Origin of the sequence: Glycomyces paridis, from assembly GCF_004912155.1 — a bacterium.
Classification (GTDB): domain Bacteria; phylum Actinomycetota; class Actinomycetes; order Mycobacteriales; family Micromonosporaceae; genus Glycomyces; species Glycomyces paridis.
In genome coordinates, this window is sequence record NZ_STGX01000018.1 from 60215 (window position 1) to 81726 (window position 21512).

Below are 21512 nucleotides of genomic sequence, written 5' to 3' on the forward strand. Positions count from 1 at the left end.
TCCGGGCCTTTTCAGCATCTGCACCCGCCGTCGATGGCGAAGCTCAGCTTTGGGACTCGGCCAGGAATGCCGCCAGTTCGGAGCGGAGATCGCGTGATCCGGTGGCGCTGCGGCTCGCCATGAGGTCGACCGCTTCCCAGGCGAGGCGCCAGTCCTCGCCGGTGGCCGCGTCTGTCAGCGCGGTGAGGTCGGCCCGCTCGCGGATGCCGCTGAATGCCTGCTCGGAAGCGAAGGCGTCCATCACGGCGAACTGGTCAGGCCGGGGCTGCCCGCCGGCGGCACCGAGTGACAGGAGCGCCAAGGCGATGAGATGGCCGGTGCGGGCGACCCGGAACCCTTGTCCGGGAAGAATCTCCAAGGGTTCGGCGGCGGCGGTGATCTCGGCTTCGATGCCTGAGGCGGCGAAGATCAGGTCCACTTCGAGGTCGCGGTCTCCGGTCTCGTCGACGAGTCGGGCTCCGGCGACCAGTCCGTTTGGGTGGTGCTCGATCTCGATGTTCTCCGGGTCGGCCGGGCGGCCGTGCTCATGGTCCCAGTCCTTGACCGACATCTGGTCGGTGACGCTGAGCAGGCGGAGCCCCGCCTCCTCCAGACCGTCGAGAACGCCGTGCGCGACCTGCTCGTCATCGACGGCCAGGACGACGCTCGCCTGAGTCATGTACACCGGTTCGACTCGGGCCGAGACCGCGAGGCTCCCGGCGAGCGACCAAGGCGCACCGGTGCCGTCGAACACGGTGCCGAGGCGGGCATAGGAGCGCTCGAGTCCGTTCGCCTTGGCCGCCTCCAGCCCGTTCGGGCGCTCGCCGCCGGAGTCCCCGAAGTCCTGGATGCCTCCGTTGCCCATCCATTCCAGGACGGCGCGCTTGAGCTCCCATGCGCCGATGCCCGGCCGCTCCCGGAGCACGTTCATGCGGTACATGCGAAGCCGGGTCTCGTCCATCTCCCGGGCCAGTCGCAATCGGTCCTCCGGCGTGAGTGATGCCATCCTGCAAGAGTATTCGCTCCGGCCGAAACCTGAATCTCCGCGTCGCGGGATCGTTCAACAGGAGACTCTGACCAACCCGGCCGCGCAACAGCGTCGAGGACCTCGTAACGGAGATGGGCCAACTCGATCAGGTGCGGCAACCACCTAAGAGAAGACTGAGACCAGCGTGATGACCGCGGCAACGATCGCGACTATAGCCCCGATCAGCACTTGCGCACTCCCGATCACCTCGGAGAGGACCTTGAGGCGTTTCCGAAAGTCGAAGGTGGTGGCCGAAATCAGTTCTGGCCGTATCCGGTCGTCGCTCCCGCACACTTCGGCACTGGTGAACAACCGCCGCAACGCGCCCTGGTCCGAAGGAGAGATGAGCACCGCTGCGGCGTCCAGGGCCACCTGCTTGGCTTCTTCTGGGTAGTCGGTCTTGAGAACTGAACCGCCCCGTCGGTGGCGGTCGAGCGCTCTCGCCGCGGCGATGAGGCCCTGGGCAGCCGGTTCCGAAGCTCGGTCAGACCTGATCCAGACCTTGAGCATGTTCAGATATGCGGCCAACCTCAGGTCACCGGGAAGCGTCGTGCGAAAACGAATGACCGTGGCGAAAGTGCGCTTACTCTCGTCGCCTTCGAGACGAGAACCGAACATGAACTCGATCTCATTCAGCGCCTTGCCGACCGACCACCTGAGCCGATCCGCGGCCACACGATCCCCACGCGGCAACTCGCGAACATTCCCACCGAGGGAGTCGATCCGCGGCAGTGTCAGGGCCCGGCCGACGATCTTTGCGGCTTTGGCCTTGCCCCCGATGATGAAGAGCCATGTGAGCAGCGCGAAGAGACCGCCGACGCCGGTCGCGGTCCAGAGCCACGGTGACGACGTGGTGGAGGTGGTGTGCCTCCCTGCCATGACGAGTACGACCGCGAACGGAACCAGGACCAGAACAAGCGCTGCAATCGATGTAAGAACGCGAACCAGGTGAGCACTGACGACCGCAAGGGCAGGGGCTCGCTTCGGAGACCTGCTATCGGCTTCGGGAAGGATTCGTGCAGCAGCAAACACTGTCCCAAGGCCTACAGTGAATTCAGCCCCGAGAAGGAAAGTCACGACGAGGAACTGAGCGAGCACTCCGTCAAGGATGAGTCCTGCGTCGAACAACGTTCGTTCCTTTCAGCAACGACGACATGGCCCTGAACCGTGTCAGGCTCCCCGCAATCACGCGGGGATGGGGTTGGCCGCCATCGGGAATCCTCCAGGGGTGAGGAATGAAGAGAATACAGATCGTAGCAATCCGATGACGATGCGCAATCTCCCGAGGAGCATGCCGCCAGTCATCCGAACGGCCTAACCGAGGACGCATCCACCATCGCCGCACTCAGCCATCTCAGATCGACGAAGGCGCACTGGAGTTGCAATAGCGTCTTTGGCGTCTTCGAGTTTCTCCCGGCGAGCAATGTCCGATTCATCTGAAAAATATCATGCACCCGTCAGTGACTGTCAGCTTTCCGACACCGAGCGGTTGTTCCTGTGCGAAGAGATCCGTGGTATTCAACATAGGTTGTCCCATCGACGGCCTGACTGATGACAAATCTCGGGGCCGAGTCCCAACACCTATCACAGTGCTTTCTGGGTGACAGAGCTGCGATTTCATGTCCGGCGACATGAACTCGCGAGTCATACCAACGGGTGAATCCGAAATTCGCAACTTGACACGGACCGATCAGTTTGAAATTCTGTACGGCTGCCCTCTCGGTCAGCAATCCGAATGCACCGGAAGGCAATTCCACGACATGACCGATAGACCAGACCCCCGTAGGCTCCGGGTCGCCACGAGTCGACGCGCTCCTCGTCCGCTCCCGGTGATCGTGCTTGCCGACGTCAGCGGCAGCATGCTCCCCAATCAGCTCGAGGACAAGATCGGCGTCCTCAACCGCTGCATCGCGTCGATGTTCACCGCCTTCGCGCAGATGGACTCGGTGCAAGGCCAGGTTCACGTCGGCGCAATCGCCTTCGGCAGAGCCGAAGCGCGCCTGCACCTACCGGTAGGACCGGCCGCTGAGGCGGTTTGGCCTGCGATGGAGGCCGGGGGCGGGACACCGATGGGCGCCGCATTCGACCTCGCGCGGGAGATCCTGGACGACCCTGAAGCGGTGTCCGGGCGTGCGTTCGAGCCCGCGCTGATACTCGTCTCCGACGGAGTGCCGACCGACGACTGGGAACCTGCGCTGAACGAGTTGCTCGGCCATCGGCTCGGCGGCAAGGCGATGCGCATCTCCGTGGGCATCGGCACCGACCGCACACCCGACGCCGAAGAGGTGCTCGCACAGTTCAGCGGGCCCGAATACGGGGTGCTGCGGGCCGATCAGGCCTCCGAGCTCCCCGAACTGTTCCGCTGGATCACCGACACCGTCACCAGCACCTTCCGCCCTGGCCTCGCGGCGCCGAATCTCGAGGACTTCGACCGCGCATGATCACCGCCCACGGCCGTGCCCGTCGCAACCCACCGCTCTCGGCTCCGCAGGGGCCCACGACCGTCGCCGACAGCGACGGACACCCGCTCGAACTGGAGGACCGGCCCATCGGCAGCGGGGGCCAGGGATCCGTATACCGCGTGAGACAGAGCCGGTTCGCGGTCAAGCTCATTCACCAGCGGGAGGAGACCGAGGGGCTCGGAGACACGCTCGCCGAACGACTCGACCGGCTTCGCTGGCTCCCGATGGAAGGCCTGCCGATCGCACGACCGATCAGGTCGCTCGCACCGCCCCACCTGGGCTACACGATGGATCTGCTCGACGACATGGCATCCATGGAGCCTCTCTGCGAGGCGCCCGAAGGAGACCTCGTCGAGTGGTACCTGTCGGGAGGCGGCCTCGAACGACGGCTGCGGCTGCTGGCCCGACTGGCCGACGTCCTCGCGGTACTGCACGGCCGTGGCATGGTCTACAGCGACCTGTCGCCTCGAAACGTCCTGGTCTCGGCATCGCAGCAGCACCATCAGGTATGGCTCATCGATCCGGACAACATCGCCGTGGAGAGCTCGGCGCTGGGACGAGCGATCGGCACGCCGCGGTACATGGCCCCCGAGCTGTACGACGGCCGCAGCGGCAATTCGCAGTTCAGCGACGTCTTCTCATTGGCGGTCCTGGTCCACCAGGCTCTCCGCGCGGACCATCCGCTCATCGGAGACCTCGCCGACCTCTCCGTCGAGAACGAGCGGCGGGCCCTGTGCGGCGAGCTGCCGTGGACGGGTCACAGCGGTGACGACCGCAATCGCTCGGAATGCGGCATCCCGGAGGACCTGGTCCTGATCGCCAGAATCAGGAGGCTCCTACGGGACGCGTTCGAAGCCGGCCTCAACGAACCGTTGAAGCGCCCGACGGCCAGAGCCTGGGCGAACGCGCTGTACGCCGCGGCGGACCTGACCTTGACGTGCGGGCGTTCCGGTTGCCGAGGCTCCTACTACATGCTCCGCAACCGATGTCCCTACTGCGACGCAGCGCGACCGGATTTCGCCCTGGCCATGGTCCGCACGCACCTCCCCGCCAACCGCGGCCCGCAAGGACGCGAGCCGGGTCGCGTCGACTCGCAGGAAGGCATCGTGCTGCTGAAAGACCAGCCTGTGAACGCCACGCAGCGCCATACGCAGTTGATCACTGCATCAGCGGAGGCACCGGCGGCCCGACTGCGCTGGGACGGTGACGACACGGTACACATCGAGAACCTCGGTCACGTGCCCCTTCGCCGAGTGCCGCCCTCCGGTGGCGCCGGGCGGCGCCTCATGCCCCGCTCCAACGCGACCGAACGGATCAGCTCGGAGTGGCGTCTGCATTTCGGCGAGGACGATCAGGTCCACCGAATGCTGTCCTTCCATAAGTACAAGGCCGAGAGGGCGTGAACGGACTTGCACGCGAACGAACTCGGCTTCGCGAGCCTGGAACTGCTGCAGCTCAGGCTCCGACAGCCCCCGCCGACCTGGTTCAGCACGAACACCGCAGAAGTAGTACTCCGCCATAGTCCGCTCCCCGGGGACCGCCGACTGCGCGTCCACAGCCAGGACCTCACGCACTCGGTCGACGCAGAAGTCGACGCCGCGGACGTCAGGCTGCTTCGGCGAGTACTGGACGCGAAGGAGAACGCGGTCTCCTGGCCCGCGGAGGTCGAAGGAACCACCGCCTTCGTCCACACCCACTTGTTCGAGGGCGCAGCGATGCCGGACGAGCCGGTGCCCATCGGTGTCGGGGACACCGTCATCGACCGGATCTGCGACATCGAGGGCGTCCCGAAGCTCTCCTTCCGTGAAGCGCGGGACTGGCTGACCAAGACGTTCACCCTCCCCGCCACGGGGGGCTCGGACCGGATCCGATTCGTGCTCAGCAGCTCCCCCTCGGAGTACGGCACCACGGTGCACCGCGGCTTCTCCCTGCTCGGACAACGATGGGCGGCCGATGTCGCATGGAGGGACGACCGGTACCAGGTCGTGCGGCTCCTCGAAGTGAGCCATCGACGCAACGCGAAGCCGAAACTGGGACACGCCCGCCTGCGATTCGTAGACGCGAGCACCCAGGCCGAATCCTCCGAATCGCTGCGGGCGGCCCTCACCGGGCTGCTCGAGGACGGGAGGTCGTACATCCAGCTGTGGCACGCATACGACCAGCTCGAACGCGAGGTCCGCATCGCCGAAGCGGAGGAGCTCGGCTTGGCGAGATACGACACCTGGAAGCCCAACGCCGACGGAAGCTGGTCTTTCTCCCTCGTACGCGGCAGTGAATCCGAGCGATTCATGCGCAGCCTCAGGAGAATGGAGACCGAGTCCATCGAGATCGAAGCGGCCGAGGACGGCCCCCCGGAACTCGCGGGCGGCGGCAGCGCCGGCCGCACGGTCCGCGGCACCGTCTGCCGCCCGTGGCCCTCGGGATGGACCGTCAATCTGGCGCCGCCGAAGAGAAGCGACCACCGTCGAGGCGATCCGCCCCTCAGCGGCGTGCTCTTCCTCGCCCTCACCGGCAGCCGGATCAGCCAAGAGCGGCGCGCGACCGCACGGGAGCGGATCTGGTCCGGTACGGCGGAGATGCCCTACCTGGCCAGGCTCATCGAGGGCCTCGACCTGCCGCCGACCACTCCACGCTCGCTGTCGCCCTATGCACGCGTGCTGAAACGTGTGATCCGGGAGAGCTTCGGCGGCGGGACTCCGACCGAATCGCAGGAGGAAGCGCTGAAAATCGCCTTGCGGACTCCGGATATCGTGGTCGTCCAAGGCCCACCGGGTACCGGGAAGACCCAGTTCATCACCGCGCTCCTGCGATGTCTGGACGCCGTCGGCGAGTCCGCCCGAGGCTTCAACCGGACGCTCGTAACGAGTTTCCAGCACGATGCCGTCGACAACGTCGTGCGCAAGGCGCGCAACAAAGGACTGCCTCCCGCCCGAATCGACTCCGACGAGAAGAAGGTCAGGCAGAGCGCACGACTGCTGCGCGACGACATCGCGGGCCGAGTCGCGCAACAGACCGAAATGCTGCCGGAGGTCGAACGGCTCCGGCAACTGTCGGAGCTCCAATCACTTGTAGAGAGCTACGACCAGGCGCCCACCACCCCAGGTGATCTCGAGGAACTGCTCGACCGCGCGCAACGACTGGCCGGCGGCGCGCTCGACGCACAGCTCAAACAGCGACTGACCAAAGTCAGAACCCAAGCGGCCGTGAGGAACAAGTCGGCTGCAACACTGTTGGCCGCACGGCACCGGGCGGCGGTCAGAGCGGCGCGATCACTGCGGACCTCCCTCGGGGCCTTCGCAGATGACGGACCCGACCGCGCACTCCACGCCCTTCCGGAACTCGAAGAAGCGGGACAGCTGGACGAGGACGAACATACGCTACTCCTGACCGCATCCGAGCGGATTGCGCCGGCAGATCCTCGATTCTTGGAAGCCCTTGCGGCCCTGCAGCTTCGAATCCTGCGAAGACTGGGGACCGACGACACGTCGGTGCCCGCCGTGCCGGCCCGCGATCCCGACGCCCAAGCACTGCTTCACGACATCCTCGAGGCCACCCAGAACGCCGTCCAGAGCGGCGCCGAGGGAATCAGCGGTGTCCTCGCGACATACCTCGACGACCTCAGCAGCGACCTCGCACTCATCCAGGGAACCCTGCAAAGCTACAACTCGGTCCTGGCCTCGACGGTCCAGCAAGCCGATTCTCGTGCAATGCACCTGGTCGTCGAGGCCCCGGTGCCCGTGTTCGGCTCCGTGGTCGTCGACGAGGCGGCGCGGGCGAACCCGCTCGACCTGATGATCCCGCTCTCCTGCGCGAAAGACCGCATCATCCTGGTCGGAGACCACAAGCAGCTCCCGCACGTCCTGGAGCAGAAGCTGGAACGCGAGCTCGAACGGACCGGGAAGGTGGCCGACACCGCGCTCCTTCGCACCAGTCTCTTCCAACGATGGTTCGACATGTTCCAAGGCAAGGCCGCCCAGGAGCGGAGAATCACCCTCGACGAGCAGTTCCGAATGCATCCGACGCTCGGGGCCTTCGTCAGCCGGGTGTTCTACGAACCGGAGTCGACATTGCGGTCGCACGATTCGACCCGTGCGCTCACACACGGCTTCGACGCCTACCGGGGGAAGGTCGCAGGCTGGATCGACGTCCCGAACGACGGCTCTGAGACCAAGCACAAGCACAGCTTCATGCGTCCGAGGGAAGCGCGTCGCGTCGTCCAGGAACTGAAGGCGCTGGCAGAGGAGGACGTCGAGCGCAAGATGAGCTTCGGCATCATCTCGTTCTACAAGTCCCAGGTAGCGGAAATTCAGAAGGCCCTGCTCGCTGCGCAGCTCCTGGTACCCCACGATGACGAGGACGAGATCAGACCAGTGCCGTCCATGCAATGGACCGATGAGAAGCGGCCGCGGCCCCGACTCAAGGTCGGCACCATCGATGCGTTCCAAGGCATGGAGTTCGACGTCGTCCTGCTGTCGGTCACCCGCTCCGGAATCCCGGACGACGCGATCGACGACCCGCTGGGGAAGCGCCGTTACGGGCACCTGACCAGCGATCAGCGCATGTGCGTCGCGATGAGCCGCCAACGGCGCCTGCTGATCGCGATCGGCGACGCCGAGATGGCAAGCCGTGCGAGCGCCCCCGTCGACCCTGCCGATCGGGGCCGATCACTCGTCGAAGGGCTCGTGGCCTTCCGTGAACTGTGCGAGGGACCCGATGGCACCGGCATTCGACACTGACACCCCGGTCCTTGTCCCCGACCGCATCGACTTCCGCGGCAGGCACCGCTGGGTGCTCTGGCCTGTGTTGCAGTACCGGGTCGTGACGCCGTTGATCCACGACCCCGCCGTGAACCCGTTCCAGCGGGCGATCCTCGGACTCGCGAGGGCCGGTGTTCGCAAGGTACCTGAGTTCGCCTCGCACCTGGCGCTGGAGCCGGAATTCGCCCAGCTGGTGCAGGACGAGCTCAGGACGTCGAATTACCTCGACGAGCACGGGGCGGTCACTCGGAAAGGGTTGGAAGCGCTCGACGACGGGTTCCTCGATCCGCAGCGAGTGGTCGTCACCCACGTATACCAGGATCCCTTCACCGGAGTGCTGTGGCCTGCGGCGGTGCCGTCGCCACTCCTCGTCGGCGCCAGATGGACATCGCGAGAGCGCGCCGAAGTGGAACTTGCCAGCGCCGGCAAATCCAGGCCGATCACACCGATCGTGGTGCCGGTACCGCCGGACACGGCCTTCGAGACGCCGTCGGCCGACGACATCGTCGAAGCCGTGTCGCTCGGCAGCCAGGCGGCCACCCGCGGAACAGGGGAAGGCAGATGGCATCAGAGGGCACCGCAACGGGTCGCCACCCGAGTCTCTCTCGTGACCACCGGGCAGCCGGTCTATGTACCGGTCGCGGTTCTGCTGCTGTCGGGCAAGAGCGAAGGCGGGGACGCCGGCGCCTCGACCTGGCTGGCCTTCAGCCCCTTCAGCGGCAAATCGAGTCAGATGCTGCGGCACCTGATCGTCTCCCGCGGCGACGAGTTCCCTCCACTCCGGCGGACGATCGAGCTGTTGATGAACCGACCGCTCGAAGCGTTCTTCGCCGAGTTCGAGAAGCTGAGCGACCAGTTGCAGCATCAGTACGAGGAGCGCTTCGAGCAGTGGTTCGGGTCCTCGATCCGGGAGCATCGGCGACTTGTGGAACTCCTCACCGTCCTGGACTGGCATTGCCGACTGGCTCGCAGACCCGGACCGCAGTCGCCGCAGATAGGGATCGCGGCGACGGCCGCCTGGCAGATCCAGGAGCTGCTCCTCCGACAAATGGTCCTCGACCACCCCGCCCGGTACCCCGTGCGTGGGCAAGAGCATCTCCGGGATTGGCAACAACTGCTCGAAGCCTGCCGAAAACTCAAACTGCACCCCAAGGAATACCAATGCGTCTCCAACAAGGAAAAGCGGCTCAGGGAGGCGTTGCGGAACCCGCACAAGTCGAATGTTCCAGAGCTTCTTGCGGCCCTCGCCGTCTCCGCCGCCGAGCACGGTCAAGAGCACCCGTTCAGCGGCCTCGCCGCTCGAAGGCCCAACCTCCTGTCGGACCTGACGGCCGCATCGAAGATTCGCAATAGAGCAGCGCATGGCTCTCAGGACGTGATCCCCATCGAGCAACTCGAGCTCTCCCGTCGCCTGGCCATCGAGACCACAGCGGCATCCCTGCAAGTGCCTGTGCCGGAAGACGCACTCACCACCGATTGAAAGGAAGCCACGTGAGCCAGAGGAACGGCCGCAACCAACAGCGGAAGAACCTCCCCGCCCAGCAGGCCAGGGGAAAGGCTGCCGCCAAGAAGGACCGCGAGGTCGATGTCACGACGGCAGTGAAGCGGTCGGGGGACGACACCGCAGCCAGACGAACCGCCGAAGGCGAGGGCGTAGGGCTCCCACCGGCTGCGGACGCCGCGGCGTCGGCGAAGGCAGACCTTGCGGTGCAGGAAGACCGGCTACTGCAGGCATTCGACGACCTGAAAGCGCAGGAGGAGCTCTACCGGAAATCCACCGAGCGCGCGAATGAGCGCGAGGCGGCGGCGAATGAGCGCGCCCGGGAAGCCGAAGCCGCTCTCGACGAGAATCGAAGCGAGCGTGACATCCTCGCGAAGGACCGGGAGAAGGTCGAGGTGAAGGCGAGCGCACTGCGGAAGCAGGCGAGCACCCTCGACGAACGCGAGCACGAACTCATCCAGCGGGAAGCCGAGTCCACCTCGGGCTTCCCGGCCCGTCGCGCTGCCGCTGAGCGGGCGCTCCAGCAACAGTTGGAGGAGGCGCGGCAGATCGGCGAGGCGGCGATCGAGTCCCGCAGAAAGGCCTTGGAAGCAGAGTGGGCGATGTCCACCGAGACGGCGAATCGTCAAGCCGAGGCCCTAGAAGCGGAACGCGCCGAACTCGACGAGCTCAAGCGCACCCTCGATGAGGAGCGGGGAGCTCTCCACCGCGACAAGGTGATGGTGAACCGGAGGAAGCGGGAACTCGACCAGGAGGTCCAAGCCCTCGCAGCCGTCGAACTGCGGAGGCTGGAGAACGAACTGATCGTCAAGGAGGCCGATGCCACCGCGGCGGTCACACAGCTGGAAGAGCAGTCGAGAGACCTCTCAGAACTGCGCAGCCGGTGGGCCTCCATCGGCATCGCCGATCCGCAACAGCTCCTGAAGGACCTGGCCGCGGCCCGAGTCGAGGTCCAGGAGCTCAAGGACGAACTCGAAACGCGTCCCGACGAGGCTTCCGCCTCGCAACTCGAGGCGCTCCGACAGCAGAACCGGGCGCTCAATGCCGAGCGCGAACGGCTCAGCTACGAACTGCAGGTCGAGCACGGTCGAGCACTCTCCGATCGCATCAGCGCCATGCGAGTCAAGCAGCTCGCCGACGCGGAGCAGCAGTACGCGGTGATGAGCCGGGGATACGAGCAGCGCATCGCCGAGCTCAGCGGGACCTTGGAGGAGCTCGTAGAGGGACGGCCGGACCCGACCGAGCCGCTGTTCCCCAACTGCGTCGCCATCGACGAGGACCCCTGGCTCCAGCAACGAGGCAGGCTTGTCGACGACCAGGTTCCCGACCTGCACGAACTCGCGTGCAACCTTCAAGCCGCGATGTTCAGGGACTCGGAGCGGGCCTATCGGCTGGACGACGTGTGCTCCGAACTCGGGGGCATGGCGATGAGCCACCTGCACCTGCTCGAAGGCATGAGCGGCATCGGCAAGACCTCGCTCCCGAAGGCGTTCGCCAAAGCGCTAGGCACCGCGTGCGAGGTGATCGAGGTACAGGCCGGATGGCGGGACAAGCACGATCTCTTCGGCCACTACAACACCTTCGAGCGCCGGTTCCAGGAAGAGTCGTTCCTGCTCGCGCTGTACAAGGCGCAGACGCCGCGCTACGCCGACCGCCCGTTCTTCATCGTCCTCGACGAAATGAACCTCTCCCGACCGGAGCAGTACTTCTCCGTGCTGCTGTCGAAGCTGGAGAACAACCAGGGGCGCGACGGCGACAAGGAACCGATCAGGCTCGCGCCGATAGGCCACGGGCGCAGGCCCTCCCAGATGGACGAGGACGGCACGGGGATCTTCCTGCCGGACAACGTGTGGTTCGTCGGCACCGCCAACCAGGACGAGTCCACGCTCGGCTTCGCCGACAAGACCTACAATCGCTCCTTCGTCCTCGAACTTCCCGCTAAGCGGCCGTTCGTACCCGACAAGGGCCGCGTCGAGCCCTACTCGGCGAACGCGCTGAAGCGTGCCTTCGAGCAGGCGAGGAACCAGCATGCGTCGGCGTACCATGATGTCAAGTCGCTCCTCGACTCCCTCGAGGACGACTTGCATGAAGTCGCCCGAATCCACCTGGATCCCCGAGTGACCGCGCAGCTCGAACGGTACGTGCCCGTCGCGGTCGCCGCCCGCGGGACCGAAGCGATCAACGAGGCCAGCCGCGGCCCCTTCAAGGTCAAGAACAAGACCGTCGACCCGGTGGCACTGGCAGCGGACCAGTTCATCGCGAGCAAAGTGCTCCACCAGCTGCGAAGCCGATTCGAGGTGACGAACGAAGGCCTGCAGCACCTCGAAACGGCTCTCATGACCTACTGGACGGACCGATTCGAGGGAACGAGCCCGGAGCGCTGCAAGCGCGTCTTCTCCGATGAAGTCCGTCGGAGGCGTGCATGAACGAAGGCATCGTCAACGCCGAACCGTCTGCGGTGGTCATGGCGAGCATCGTGTACCTGTACCGCCAGATCACGGGCGCTGACGACGTTCACAGCATCCTTGACACGCCGCTGCTGGTTCCCGACGTCGCACACCACGCGCGCCTCACACCGCTCGACGCCGACATCGTCGAGTTCCTCCCCGCCCTGACCGGGGTCTGCAGGCAGCCGCACGACCGCCTGGGAGTCGAGCACGTCCTGGTGCGCGCACCGCAGGCCCGGCGGGTACCTGTTGCGGGACTGACCCGGCTCGCGAGTCACAGTGAGGACTGGGCCGGGGTGGAATTCGATCGGGTCATACCGGAACGCCTGCTCTCGGTGCGATACACCGATGACTACGACTTCTATGAGAACCAGGTCGCCGCGCAGCTCGTCGACCGGCTGCGACGGTATCTCGGCGGCCGCATCGGCGACCTCCGCCTGCTGCTGCGGCACCTCGGCGACCTGAGCCGGTATGGAGCCGCCTTGGAGGGGAAGCAGTCCTATTGGAAGCGCCGACGACTTTCGAACCTCCTCGCAGAAGCCGTTGAAGCCGCGAAAGACCAAGTCGGACCGGTGGCAGAAACCCTGAAACGGCTGGAGGACCTGAATGAGGACGTGAACCTCCTCCGATCATCGCCGGTGTACAACCGCGCGAACCGCAGAGCGCCGATCCCCTATCGGCTTCCTCGCACCAACCTGCTCATGGGGAACTACAGGTATCACCGGATCGCGCTGCTCTGGGAAGCCTGGGCGCTCCGCGACGCCGACCAGTCGGTCCTGCTCAAGGAGCAGCATCGCGACTTCGAACCCGCGTTCAACACCTACGCGCTGGCCATGGTGCTCCGGGCGTTCGGCGTCCTCGGATTCGAGGTGGTGAACGGGCCTCTCGACGAAATCGGCGAACGAATCGGCCTCGTGGACGGTCACGGAACCCAATACGGACTCCGAATGACGGCAGACGAGCACGTCGAGGTGCTACTGGGCGAGGAGACGATCGCGGCAGTCGTCCCGTTCAGCAGCGACATCACTGCGGGTCCCTCATCGGACCATGTCCAAGAGTCGGTCGATGCGCTGCTGCGGAAGCACGGGGCCGCCGCCGTATCCACGGTGATCGTGTATCCCGGAGACCGGTCCGAACGGGCCCCGTTGCCGCGCAGGCTGCAGGACCAGGTTCACTGGACCGGGAGGTTCTCGGCGTTCAGCGGGACACCGCGGCAACTCTTCGGAATGGTCCCAGTGTCCCCCTTGGAGATCGAAAGCGCGGAACGGATCGCGCGGTCGCTGCGGTGGATCTTGCATGCGACCCGCCTCCAGCAGTTGTTCCCTCCCCGAATTCCCGCGGAGCCATGGGTCCAGTTCAAGCCGCGGCCGTGGCTGCGTCGGCAGGACCAGGACTGGCACCTGACGAAGCCCATGGCTCCCGGCGAACTGGGCCGACTCCGCGACGAGATCCGAACCCTGGACTCCGCGTACATCGCGCGGTCCCTCTCCACGCGCCGTGCGTCCGCTGAAGAAGTCATCGCTCAAGTCGACGCGGCCGAGGAGACGATGCGCCTCCTCACGAACTGCCCGCTGTGCCCTGGAACCGGACCGGTGGCGTTCGAGGCCCGCTCCTCGACGTACCACTGCCAATGCGAATGCGGAGCACAGTGGGGAACGCGGATCTGCGGCAGTTGCAAGGAGCAGTTCCCCGTGCTCTGGGCGGGGAAGATCATCGAATCCGGCCTCGCCGATCTGATGGGGGGCGACGCGATCGATGCTGCACTCGGAAGCGAAACGCTCGCCTTGCCCTGCCCGAACTTCTCGGACCGGGCTCGCTTCAAGTGCCCGTGGTGCGAGACCTGCCAAGGCGCACCTGCATGCGGTTGCGACCGATGAGGAAGTCCAGATCGGTTCAATCTTTAGAACGACGGATTCATTGATCCGGCAGAATCTCCAACGGCGGGAGGGCGTCCACGATCGCCATGGTTTCCAGACTCACGGTTACGATGCGTTTGAGCAGGTCGATGATGTATCGCGGATCGTCAGACCAGTCGTTGGGGTCGTTGACGATGCCGCTGGCCTTGTCGGTTCGGACGTAGTAGCGGTCCATGATCCACTCGACAGCCGAGCGGGATCCGATCTGGTAGCGGTAGGCGGCTTCCGGGATATCGGCGAGGGTGACGTGGGAGTTGTAGACGATCCGGGTGCGGTCCTGCCTCGACGCGAATCTCATCTTCCGGTCGACACGATAGAGATCCGCAGAGTCGGCCGTCTTGGTTTCGGCGACGATCTCTCGGATGCCGGAGTACGGCTCGGCCGACTCGTAGGCGAGGTGCAGCCGCATGAGTCGGCTGCCCGAGCGGGCGAATTCGTGGAACCGCGCGACTTTGGGGATGCGAGGCAGCGACTTTCGGAGGTCCGCTTCGAACTCAGACCGGTACATGGGCGAATGCAGGATGCCGTAGACGTAGTGGAAGATGTCGTCCTTCGAGATCGAGCCGTCTCGGTAAGTCTCCCGGTAGTCCCTGAGGGCGGCGTCGGTGATGTTGTCCGCTCGCACATATCCCTCGCTGCTATCGCCGAGCGCCAGGCTATCGGGGTCGACGCGGTGATAGGAATATCTGGCGAAGAGTGGGCCGACGCTCTTGGTTCCGACCGCGTGCAGGTTCGGAACGTTGTCTACCGCAAGAACGGAGAACGGCTCTTCTGAGCCGGTCCCGGTCGTATAGAACCCCACGTTCTTCGCCGAAGGAGTCGGAAATGCCCGTTCGAGTCGATATACGCGGTCACTTGTGTCGGCAGTGAGGTAGACGCGCTGCTTGGTGAACGGTCGATAAGTCCCTTCGAACACGCAGAGTTCATCGACTTCGAGCCGCACTCCTCGCAGCAGTCGAATCCGGTCGGACACGTTCCAGCTGAATCGGCCACCCCCAGCCGTCGAAAGATCGCTCGCCGGATCGAAGGCTGCGTCTCCGGCTTCGCCATCCGCGTTGGTCGATGCCCGGCTGCTCACTCGACTGTTGTAGAAATCGATCATCGATCGCACGTTGTCCATCAAAGCGGAATCGGAGAAGTTGTACACCCAGGCGTCTCGCCCTGTCTTGAGTCCGCTCGTGTACGTCTCGAAGATCGGCTTCGACATGTTCCCCGCGCTCTTGTCGCCGAGGGCGCGGAAGCCTTGAAATCGCTTGTCCCTTACGTTGATCCAATCGCCGTCCGCTTCAGGGTCGAGTTGCTGCCAACCGAGAGTGTCCAAACCTTTCGCTCGGAGGAGGTCGGTTGCGTTCGCCACGATCTCAAGTTTGCGCTTCCGATCGTGGTAGTCGCCGACGTCCCGATAGAAGAGGCTGCATGCTTCGCCTTCTGCCGCTCTGCCGCCTTTGACGAGCAGGAGGACCGCGATGCCCGCCCGGCTGCCCGATCCGAAGATCTTGCCGCCTTCCTTCTTCGAGAGCTCGCCGGCGGTCCGCTGGTTGCCTCGGAGATTGAAGCAGTAGATCGCGTCGAACTCCTCTGTGAGGGTGCGGCGCAGTCCTGCGGCGGTGTTCCCATCTATGAACCCGTTGTTCAGGACGAGGCAGATCACGCCGTCGTCCTCGATCCGGTCGCTCGCCCAGCGCAGTGCCCGCACATACGAGTCATAGAGCGAGTTCTTGTTGGTGGCGGTCGACCTTGCCGCATACGTCTCGCGGATGCGCTGGTCGAGCCCGAGGTATTTCAGATTCTGGTTGCCGTCGTTCTGGTTGTTCTGTCCAACGGAGTAGGGCGGATTGCCGGTGACGACGATGATGCGAACGCTCTGCTGGCGGACCGCGCGCTTCGTGTTGCCTCCGAGCACGCCCTCCGAAGCTTCAGGCCGGCTCTCATAGAGCTGGAAGGTGTCGGTCAGGACCATGCCGTCGAACGGCCGGTACCGGGCCTCCCGAGACCTGTTGTGGAACGCCTCTTCGATGTTGACGGCGGCGATGTAGTAGGCGAGCAGGACGATCTCGTTCGCGTGCAGTTCACTGCTGTACTTCCGGACGAGGTCCTCGGGCCGGATAAGTTCCGACTGGAGGAGCCTGACGATGAACGAGCCGGTGCCTGCGAACGGGTCGATGACTTGCACCCCTTCGTCGCTGAGCGAGGCGCCGAGGTACTTGCGCAGGGCCTGGTCGGTGAGTTGGAGGATGAAGTCGACGACTTCGACCGGGGTGTAGACGATGCCGAGCCGATCGGAGACCTGCGGCATGGCGTGCTTGAAGAACTGCTCGTACAGCTCCAGGAGGATCTTCTGGCGCCCGGCGGGGTTGTCGATGCCCTCGATCCGGACTCGAATCTGCTCGTAGAAGCGTTTGAGCTTGTCGCGCTCCGAGTCCAATGCCTGATCGTCCAGTGCTTCGAGCACGGTCTCCATGGCTCGGGAGACCGGGTTGTGCGTCGCGAACTCGTACCGCTCGAAGAGAGCGTCGAAGACCGGCTTCGTGATCAGATGCTGGGCGAGCGTCTCGATCGCGTCATGCTCTGAGATGGAGGGGTTAAGGTTCGCGCGAAGGGCGGCCACGAACGCGTCGAACGCTGCTTGCTTGCCGGGTAGAGCGAGGGCTGTTCGGATGCGGGTCATGTGATTGCCCGCGATGTCCGCTATCTCCTTGGCCCACTCCTTCCAGTAGACCCGAGTGCCCACTTTCTGCACGATCCGTGCGTAGATGGCGTTGCGCCACTCCTCGACCGACGGCACGCCGTCCCGGGCCGCCTGCACGAGGTTTCCCAGGTCGCTCGAGTCGTGGTCGTCGGCGATGTGGTCGGCCAGGATCCGTTCGGAGCGGGATTTGTTGAGTCCGATGCGGTTGACTTCGGCGTTGAATCGGTCGTCATGGGAGCGAAGGGCGTTGAGGACCTGCCATACAGCCCTGTAGCGCTCGTTGTCGTCGAGCGCCTCGTTCGGGGGCACGCCTTCCGGAATGGCAACGGGGAGGATGATGTAGCCGTACTCCTTGGCGGGAGCCCGTCGCATGACACGGCCCACTGCCTGGATGATGTCGATGACCGAGTTGCGCGGGTGCAGGAACAGCACCGCGTCGAGTGCCGGCACGTCCACGCCCTCGGACAGGCATCTAGCGTTGGAGAGGATCCGGGCGGTTCCCTCGCCCGGTTCGGACTTCAGCCACTCGAGCGCTCTGCCGCGTTCCAGCGCGTTCATCGTGCCGTCAACATGCTCCACTTCGCAGCGGAGGCTCGCCTCGGAGGTTCCTCCGAGCCGCTCGGTCACTTGGGAGAACACCTCGGTCAGGTGCTTCGACGCGGCTATGTTCCGTGCGAAGGCGACGGCGCGTCGCATGGGCGCCTCGTTCGCCCGGAACCCGCTCTCCTCGATCGAAGGGCCGAGACGCTTGCGCAGTCCGTTCCAGACGCCGATGAGCTTGGCGGCGTCGGCGACGTTGAGCTCCATGTTGTCGTCGGCGAGTTCTACCTGCAAGGCTTTGGCCGCGTATCCTGCATCGACGCTCAGCACCAGGACCTTGTAGTCCGCGAGCAACCCGGCCTCGACCGCCTCCCCGAAACCCAGCTTGTGGAACTCGGGCCCGAACCTCGCCTCGTCGTCCATCGAGCACAGTTCGACGCTCGATCGCTGCGCGTCGGCCTTGGCGGACTCGGTGAAGATCCGCGGCGTCGCGGTCATATACAGTCGCCGCTCGGCCGCGATATAAGCCGGGTCATGGATCCGGGTGAAGTTGGACTCGTCCCGGCCGGCGAGCACGGCGCCGGTGGTGCGGTGCGCCTCGTCGCAGACGACGAGGTCGAACGCCTCGAGACCGACGGCTTGGGCGGCGGCGATGGTGGGCAAGGACTGGTATGTGCAGAAGACCGCGGTCATTCCGGGCCCGTAGTCGCTGCCGCGGATGCGGTCGACGAGCTTGACCGCGCTCGTCGTCGCGGGCAGGGCGAGGTCGTGCACCGCCTGGTCCCCTGAATCCGCCTGCCCAGGTTGCTTCGATACCTTCGAGTCTGAGCAGACCGCAAAGGGCCGCAGGGCGGCCTCTGCCTCGGACACCCATTCGCGCATGGTCTGGGACAACAGCGCAATCGACGGCACCAGGACCAGCACGCTGATGGGATCTTCGTGGACAGAGGCGAGCCGTTCTGCGATCTTGAGCGAGGTCAGGGTCTTGCCGGTGCCGCAGGCCATGTGCAACCGGCCACGATCATGCGTCTCGAACCCGGCGAGCACGGCTTCGATCGCCTCGTCTTGGTGCGGCATGGGCGCCTTCTTGGCGCGCAGATAGCGCGGTCCGAGACGCTCGCCTGCGGCCCACGCGTGCTCGGAGGCGACCTCGCTCCAGTCGATCGGGCTCGTGTCGAGTTGGGACATTCCGACCCTGGTCACCTCGACCTGCTGGTCCGCGAGGGCGGCCTCGGCGTTCGGGCCCCATTTGTCGGTGCTGGACACGACGATCCGTCGGTTGATGCCCTTCTTGCCCGAGGCCGTGAAGAAGGAGTCGAGGTCGGCTTTGCGGATCACCCTGTCCGGCTCGTAGAACTTGCACTGAATCGCGCAGAACTCTTCGGATCCAGTCTCTCGCGCCACGAGATCGATGCCGGTGTCGGTGGCGTTGTCCTCGGCGAGAGGGGAGTCGGCCCACATCCATACCTCGGAGAATTGCTGCCGCCATTGCGGGTCGGTGCGGAAGAAGGCGAGCATGAGCTGCTCGAAACGTCTGCCTCGTTCCGCATTGGTCTGCGACGTGACTCGAATGTGGTCGAGGATGTCCCGAACGGTTCCGGTCATGACGCTGCCTCCCTTGGGAAGGAACGGCGTCAAACTTACCCCCACTTTGCGTAACGCCCTCACTACATGAAGGACGTTAGCGTATCCGCACTGTCTGTACAACCCTCAGAACGAGGCTGAACAGATGGACGGTGTGGATTCCATAGCACCGCAGCGTCAGCACCTTCCGGCGATTGACCCGAGGAGCGCCGCCTTCAGCAAGTCATCCCGGCGCGAAGCTGCCGAAGGCCTGGACCATGAGGTCTGGTCTTTCTTCGTCTGGTGCGGTAAACCCTGCCGTGCCTCGTTCGGGTGTCAGTCTTCGTCGGGGAAGCCCCAGTCGAGGTTGATGCGGGCCTGGGCGGCGATCGTTCGGACCGAGGTCTCGATGTCGTGCTCGAACTGCTTGCTCCATTCGCCGAATCCGCGGACGATGATCGGATAAGGCTCGCTCCGTGCGGTGATCGAGGGCGGTTCGTGACTTACGTGCGTCACCATCCACGAGTCGATGCCGTGGTCCTTGAGCGCGAGATCCACCGCCTTCCCGACACGATCGACTTCCTCAGGCGACTTGAGGCGGTCCACGTCGAGGTACAGATGAATGTTCACTGACATGGCCGCGATCCTAGAAGGCTTCCGCAAGGGGGTTTGCCGGGCGGACCTCGGCCGCAGTTCTCAGCATCGGCGCCCGTGCATGTGTTCGAGCAGCGGCCGGTGCGGTAGCCCCCACCTTCCGGGGCCGACCCGAATCAAGCGGTGCGGGCCATGATTCTGGCGTCGACCACGTAGTTGAGGTCCTCGGTGTAGCCGCTTTCGATCCAGCGATCGAGATCCTTGTCGAACTCCTCCTGCCATGTGCCGCCGTTGAAGAAGACGGCGATGTCGGCGTTCTCCACCGCGGGGCCGGTATAGCGCACGAGATAGGTCGAGTCCCCGTGGCGTTCCGCCGTGACCCGAAGCGGTTCCTCGGCGGCGAACTCGAGGTCGCCGATTGCCAGCTCTATCTTGCGGCCGTCCTTCAGGATCAATTCGGCTTCAGGGTGCTTTCCGTTGGCGTAGTGGACGATCTCCTTGACTCCGAGTCCACTGAGCGCCAGGCGCCGGTACTGCCTCGACTTGCCGATCCGCCATGCCTCGTCTGCATTCGTCATGCGACGGACGGTAGCCGAAGGGACCGACATCGCCCGCGACCTGCGGCGCAGAGGACGTCTCGCGTCACCGTTTGGCGGATGACCGGTGAGAACCGTCTTCAGTAGATCGACCGGGCGCGGAACCAGCGGTTGGGGTTCAGGGGTGGTTGGGTTCTCGGACTCCTCGGTGCATGAGGAGGTAGGCGGTGAGGCCGAGGGTGGCGCACATGGTCCAGGTGAGGGTGGGGGTGAGTTGGTAGAGGGCGGTGCCGATGGTGGGGCCGAGGGCGTAGCCGGCTATCTGGGCGGTGGTGATGGCGCCGATGTAGCGGGTGCGGTGGCGGTCGGTGGGGGCGGCGAGGGCGGGGTAGGCGACGATGGCGGGGGCGGAGATGATCTCGCCGAACGTCCAGACGAGGACGCCGGCGAAGAAGATCCAGATGCCCGCGGGGACGCCGAAGAGGGCGAGGCCGGCGCCGATGAAGAGGCTGCCGAAGGCGATGGTGGTCTTCATCGGAAGGCGCTGGGTGTAGCGGGTGATCGGCAGTTCGAATGCGATGACGATGGCGCCGTTGAGGGTCACGATCGTGGCGTAGAGCCAGGCGGGATGGCCCTCGCTCAGTATCTGGAGGGGTAGGACCGCCTGGTACTGGGATTCGATCAAGCCGGTGAGGAACATCGCGACGACGACGAGGACGAACTTGGCGTCGCGGAAGACGTCGCGGTAGCTCGCGGGGGCGGTCTCGCCGGGCTCGGCTTCGTCGCGGAGGTCGGGCAGGAGGACGAGGGCGAGGACGCCGAAGGCGAGGTGGGTGAGGGCGTTGACGACGAACATGAGGGCGAAGGAGTGGGTGAGGAGCCAGACGCCGATCATGGGCCCGAGCGCGGCGCCGACGTTGAGGCCGAGGCGGGCGGCCGCGGAGACCATGACGAGGCGGCGGGCCGGGGTGAGGGCGGCCATCATCGCGGAGGCGGCGGGGCGGTACATCTGCCCGAACAGGCCAGCGGCGAAGGCCAGGGCGATGAGGACGCGGTAGTCGGAGGCGAAGGCGACGCCGAGGACGGCGGTGCCCGACAGGAGCATCGAGGCGGTGATGACCTGCCGCGCGCCCCAGCGGGCGGCGGCGGTGCCGGCCGCGAAGCTGCCGGCGATCGAGCCGATGCCGAAGACCGTCAGGGCGACTCCGGCGCTGGCGGGGGTGTGGCCGGTCTCGGTGAGGTAGAGGGTGAGGAAGACGGCGACGAAGGTGCCGGTGCGGCTCAGGGCGATGCCGGTGAGGAGGACGACGACGGGTGCGGGCAGGTTCCGCAGGGTCGACCAGACGCCGTCGGAGGTGTCCTCGTCGGTCGCGGGCGGGCGGCTCATGCGGCGTCCCGCAGCGGCGTGTACTCGAAGACCGTGTCGGCTTCGGCCTGGTCGAGAGTGCGGCGGCAGTCATCGGGGCCGTCGCCTTCGGCGATGAGGCAGCCGTAGCGGGCG

Annotated in this window: 12 protein-coding genes; 6 read left to right on the forward strand and 6 right to left on the reverse strand. The window is 65.3% G+C overall.

What is annotated here, in order from left to right; all coding sequences use genetic code 11:
• Nucleotides 1–43: 43 nt before the first annotated feature.
• Entirely contained in the window at nucleotides 44–985 is a 942-nt protein-coding gene (locus E9998_RS25540) for a hypothetical protein (RefSeq protein WP_158299917.1), read from the reverse strand.
• 144 nt (nucleotides 986–1129) lie between these two features.
• Nucleotides 1130–2134, reverse strand: a complete 1005-nt coding sequence (locus E9998_RS20985) for a hypothetical protein (RefSeq protein WP_136531652.1) — start codon at nucleotides 2132–2134, stop codon at nucleotides 1130–1132.
• Between the two features lie 701 nt (nucleotides 2135–2835).
• Between E9998_RS20985 and E9998_RS20990 the strand changes: the two genes are divergently transcribed.
• Genes E9998_RS20990 through E9998_RS21015 form a run of 6 tightly spaced genes read left to right on the forward strand, consistent with a single transcriptional unit; the run spans nucleotide 2836 to nucleotide 14050 of the window.
• Nucleotides 2836–3447 (forward strand): vWA domain-containing protein, encoded by a 612-nt coding sequence (locus tag E9998_RS20990; protein WP_158299918.1) that lies wholly within the window; start codon nucleotides 2836–2838, stop codon nucleotides 3445–3447.
• Nucleotides 3444–4871: a protein kinase domain-containing protein gene (locus tag E9998_RS20995; protein ID WP_136531654.1), complete on the forward strand. Its 1428-nt coding sequence runs from the start codon at nucleotides 3444–3446 to the stop codon at nucleotides 4869–4871. The genes E9998_RS20990 and E9998_RS20995 overlap by 4 nt, the downstream gene beginning before the upstream one ends.
• 6 nt (nucleotides 4872–4877) lie before the next feature.
• Nucleotides 4878–8204 carry a DEAD/DEAH box helicase gene (locus E9998_RS21000; RefSeq protein ID WP_136531655.1) on the forward strand — a complete coding sequence of 1109 codons (3327 nt, stop codon included), beginning with the start codon at nucleotides 4878–4880 and terminating at the stop codon, nucleotides 8202–8204.
• Complete coding sequence (locus tag E9998_RS21005; RefSeq protein ID WP_136531656.1) at nucleotides 8182–9705, forward strand: hypothetical protein; 1524 nt, start codon at nucleotides 8182–8184, stop codon at nucleotides 9703–9705. The genes E9998_RS21000 and E9998_RS21005 overlap by 23 nt, the downstream gene beginning before the upstream one ends.
• An 11-nt stretch (nucleotides 9706–9716) precedes the next feature.
• Complete coding sequence (locus E9998_RS21010) at nucleotides 9717–12152, forward strand: AAA family ATPase (protein WP_136531657.1); 2436 nt, start codon at nucleotides 9717–9719, stop codon at nucleotides 12150–12152.
• A complete protein-coding gene (locus E9998_RS21015; RefSeq protein WP_136531658.1) occupies nucleotides 12149–14050 on the forward strand; it encodes a DUF2357 domain-containing protein in 1902 nt (633 codons plus the stop codon). Before E9998_RS21010 ends, E9998_RS21015 begins: the two co-directional genes overlap by 4 nt.
• Before the next feature lie 37 nt (nucleotides 14051–14087).
• On the opposite strand, the gene E9998_RS21020 is transcribed toward E9998_RS21015, so the two are convergent.
• From E9998_RS21020 to E9998_RS21035, 4 genes are all read right to left on the reverse strand, one after another.
• Complete coding sequence (locus tag E9998_RS21020) at nucleotides 14088–18923, reverse strand: DEAD/DEAH box helicase (protein WP_136531659.1); 4836 nt, start codon at nucleotides 18921–18923, stop codon at nucleotides 14088–14090.
• Nucleotides 18924–19217: 294 nt separating this feature from the next.
• Nucleotides 19218–19517: a hypothetical protein gene (locus E9998_RS21025; RefSeq protein ID WP_136531660.1), complete on the reverse strand. Its 300-nt coding sequence runs from the start codon at nucleotides 19515–19517 to the stop codon at nucleotides 19218–19220.
• Nucleotides 19518–19651: 134 nt separating this feature from the next.
• Nucleotides 19652–20053, reverse strand: coding sequence for a hypothetical protein (locus E9998_RS21030; RefSeq protein WP_136531661.1), 402 nt, complete (start codon nucleotides 20051–20053; stop codon nucleotides 19652–19654).
• Between the two features lie 136 nt (nucleotides 20054–20189).
• On the reverse strand, nucleotides 20190–21398 hold the full coding sequence (locus E9998_RS21035) for an MFS transporter (RefSeq protein WP_136531662.1): 1209 nt from the start codon (nucleotides 21396–21398) through the stop codon (nucleotides 20190–20192).
• Nucleotides 21399–21512: the final 114 nt, after the last annotated feature.